3 protein-coding genes are annotated in these 3,566 nt (G+C 68.9%); all 3 read left to right on the top strand.

Translation table 11 applies throughout. The features are described from left to right. The coding region (locus JAO81_RS41510; RefSeq protein ID WP_199553188.1) for a hypothetical protein at positions 1–232 on the top strand (232 nt) is incomplete at its 5' end. A gap of 14 nt (positions 233–246) precedes the next feature. Then, positions 247–2,961, top strand: a complete 2,715-nt coding sequence (locus JAO81_RS41505; RefSeq protein ID WP_199553187.1) for a hypothetical protein — start codon at positions 247–249, stop codon at positions 2,959–2,961. A gap of 13 nt (positions 2,962–2,974) precedes the next feature. Continuing rightward, positions 2,975–3,355 carry a hypothetical protein gene (locus JAO81_RS41500; protein ID WP_199553186.1) on the top strand — a complete coding sequence of 127 codons (381 nt, stop codon included), beginning with the start codon at positions 2,975–2,977 and terminating at the stop codon, positions 3,353–3,355. Positions 3,356–3,566 lie beyond the last annotated feature (211 nt).

Below are 3,566 nucleotides of genomic sequence, written 5' to 3'. Positions count from 1 at the left end.
CACCGAAGGCATCGAAGCCCACACCGGCGACGTATCGGCCTCCACCCAACTGGCCGCCGCCGCCATGCTGCCGGGCAACGTGGGCCGCCCCACCTCCGGGGCCGTCGCACCGGCCGGCGACACCACCGTGACCGTCAGCGCCGACGGAGACCGGCTGTTCCTGGAGTGGCTGCGCCACGCCGTGCGCGTGCAGGGCCGAGGCAACGTCCAAACCGCCCTCGGACAAAGCTGAACGGAGGCCCTGCTGTGGCGTTCCCCCAAGACCGGCTGCCGCTCAAGGTCGAACTGGCCTTCACCGAGGGCCAGTGGACCAACGTGTGGAGCGACGTGCTGGACCAGCAGGTCACGGTCGCGCGCGGCCAGGCCGACGAGTCCGCGCTCGCCCAGCCCGCGACTGCCACCCTCACCCTGGACAACCCGGACGGCCACTACACCCCCGGCCACGCCCTGGGCGCCCACTATCCGAACGTGCGCCGAGGCGTACCGTGCCGGATCAGCGTCCAGCACGGAAGCCCCTGGCTGGACGCGACAGCCGGGGCACCGACAGCAGCCATCACGCACGATCCCGCGCTGAACGTGCGCGGTGATCTGGACCTGCGGGTGGAAGCCGACGTCGACTGGTACGGCTCCGGGTCGCTGCTCGCCAAATGGGGGCCAGCAGGCCAGTACGCCTACCGGCTGTACCTGGTTGCCGGTGTGCTGTTTGTGCGGTGGTCGCCGGACGGCATCGCCACGCACTTCACGTCCCGGCCGCTGCCCGAGAACCTGCCCGGGCGCTGCGCGGTAAGAGTGACGGTCCGCTTCAACCCCAGCTCCGCGACACGGACCGTGGACATGTACTGGGCTGCCTCCATGGCCGGCCCGTGGCAGCTCTTCCACTCTTCGCAGAGCGCGTCGGCGATGGGTGTCGCCGCCTCGACCGCACCGCTTGCTGTGCCGGGCGCCGCCGAGGACGCGGCCCCGGCGGTGGGCCGGTTCCACCGGGTCGAGATCCGTGACGGCATGGACGGACCGCTGGCCGCCAGTGCGGACTTCACCGAACAGGCCGACGGGACCGAGGAGTTCACTGACAGCGCCGGACGACTGTGGAGCGTGACCGAGCCCGCCCAGATCACCAACTGGCATCCCCGCATCGTGGGCAGCGTGGACGAGTGGGCGCCGACCTGGCCGTATGGGGACCTGTCCCATGGGGACTATGCGGGGGAGGCGCGGTGCGCGATCACGGTCTCCGGGGTTCTGCGCCGCCTGGGACAGGGCGCCAAGGAACTGCAGTCCACGCTGCGCCGCCGCATCCCCTCCGGGCTGCCGGTGGCGTACTGGCCGCTGGAAGACGGGCAGGACGCCACCGCCGCGGCCAGTCCCATCGAAGGCGTCGCGGACATGGTCCTGACGGATGTGCAGTTCGCTGCAGCTGATGACCTGCCGGGCAGTACCGCTCTGCCGACCATCGGCGAGGCCACGTCCATGACCGTCACCATCGGGGCGATGACGGCCGGTGAGTGGTACTTCGAGATGGTCTACAAGCTCACCAGCCTTCCCACCGCGGAGACCACCATCTTGGAGGTGGTCTCCGACGGCCGCCCCTACAAGCGGTTTCGGGTCACCTGCAGCACCAGCGCCGTCAGCCTCTACGGCCTGCGGGCCAACGATCCCGACGCGGCGACCGAACGGCTGCTGTTCTTCACGCCACGGGATTTCGCGGTCGGCTGGACCCGGCTGCGGCTGTCTGCCGTGACCGAAGGATCCACGGCAAAGGTTGCGCTGAACTGGTATCCGATCGGCAACCCCACCGCATATGGATCCACCGCCTCCTACACCGGGGTGCCGGGCGTGCTGACCGCCATCGACACCCGATTTGGTGCGGGCCTCAGCGGCATGCCGATCGGTCATGTCGCCGTGTTCGACACCGTGTCCTACACCGTCTACAACGGCGCCGACAACGGATTCGCCGGAGAGACTGCGTCCGCGCGCATCCGCCGCCTGTGCCAGGAGGAGGGCGTCACGGTCCGGGTCACCGGGGCTGCCACTGCTACCGTGGCGATGGGTCCGCAGCGGCCGGCCACCTTGCTCGACCTGCTGGCCGAATGCGCGGCCGTCGACGGCGGCTACCTCGGCGAACAGCGCGATCAGATGGCACTCGAATACCGGCCGCGCACCACTCTCTACAACCAGAAACCGGCCCTGGACCTGGATGCCGGCCGCAGCGAGATCGCGAACCCTTTCGCTCCCGTTCTGGACGACCAAAGGCTGCGTAATGACGTCACCGTCACCCGCAGCGGCGGCTCGTTCGCCCGGGCCACCGACACCGCATCCATTGTGCAGAGCGGCACCTATGACGAACAGGTCACCCTCAATACGGCTGCCGATGCCCAACTGGCAGGGCAGGCCGCGTGGAGGGTGTACGTCGGCACGTGGCCCGGGATGCGCTACGCCACCTTGGCCAGCGACTTCGCCGTGGCCCCGCAGGTCATCGATGACTGGCTCGGCGTCCAGGTCGGCGACCTGGCCCGGGTGACAAATCTGCCGCCCCAGCACCCAGCCGGAGTCGTGGAGGTCCTGCTGGACGGCTGGAGCGAAACGATCACCCCCACCCGGTGGAACGTCAGCGCAAACTGCCGCCCCGCAGGCCCCTTCCGTATCGCCGGTGTAGCTCCCGCCGATCCAGGCAACGTCCGACCGGACGGCCCCTACCGCGTGGACACCAGCGGCTCCCACCTGGCCGCCCCGCTCACCGAGCAGGGCACAACGCTGACGGTCACCAGCCCGCAACACCCATGGACCACAGCCGTCTTGGAGCTGCCGTTCGACATCGAAATGGGCGGCGAGGTGATGCGGGTGCACGCGATCAGCGGCACCGGGCCGCAAATCTTCACCGTGACCCGGGCTGTCAACCAGGTCACGAAACCCCACCCAGCGGGCTCCGCCGTACACCTGGCCCAGCCCGCACTCGTTGCCCTGTAGAAGGAGCAAGCTTATGGCTGAGACCTGGCTGCCCGGCATGGTCATCACCGCTGAACGCCTCAACGGCACCGCCTGGGCCCCCCTCACCTTGAGTTCTGGATTCACCCATCCCGGCCACGGCTTCACGCCGGCATACCGCCTCCTCGGCAGCGCCGTCATCCTCCGTGGCCGGATCAGCAAGACCAGCGGCACCATCGCAGACACCGACGTGATCGCCACGGTGCCCGCAGCTTTGCGGCCAGCCGCAGCGGTTGGCTGGGCTGGCCCCCGCAATGGCAGCAGCCCTGGCATGGTCCGCCTCGAACTCAACACCGCAGGCGAAGTGAAGGTGTTCGCAGGCACCGCCAGCCCCTCATGGATCTCCCTGGACCTCGTGACCTACTTCCTGGACTAAACCACCGAGCCCGACCTGGAGAGGAGTTGGCGCATGCCCGTGATCGACGGACTTGAGATGGTCACCGTGAGGGGCCGCTACATTCACCCTGACCGTGGCGTCATGCGCGGCAGGATCATCTTTGATCCGCAGCCCGACACCATCGTCCACCGCGAACGCGGCGTCATCACCCTGTCCCGGGCTGAGGCCGAACTCGACGCGGCCGGCGAGT

The sequence above is a fragment of the Streptomyces sp. N35 genome, from assembly GCF_016464295.1.
Classification (GTDB): Bacteria; Actinomycetota; Actinomycetes; order Streptomycetales; family Streptomycetaceae; genus Streptomyces.
This window is presented reverse-complemented; position numbering and strand designations above follow the sequence as displayed.

Coding starts and splice junctions, on each gene's coding strand:
- JAO81_RS41500 (WP_199553186.1), top strand. CDS start 2,975: ATGGCTGAGACCTGGCTGCCCGGCATGGTCATCACCGCTGAACGCCTC.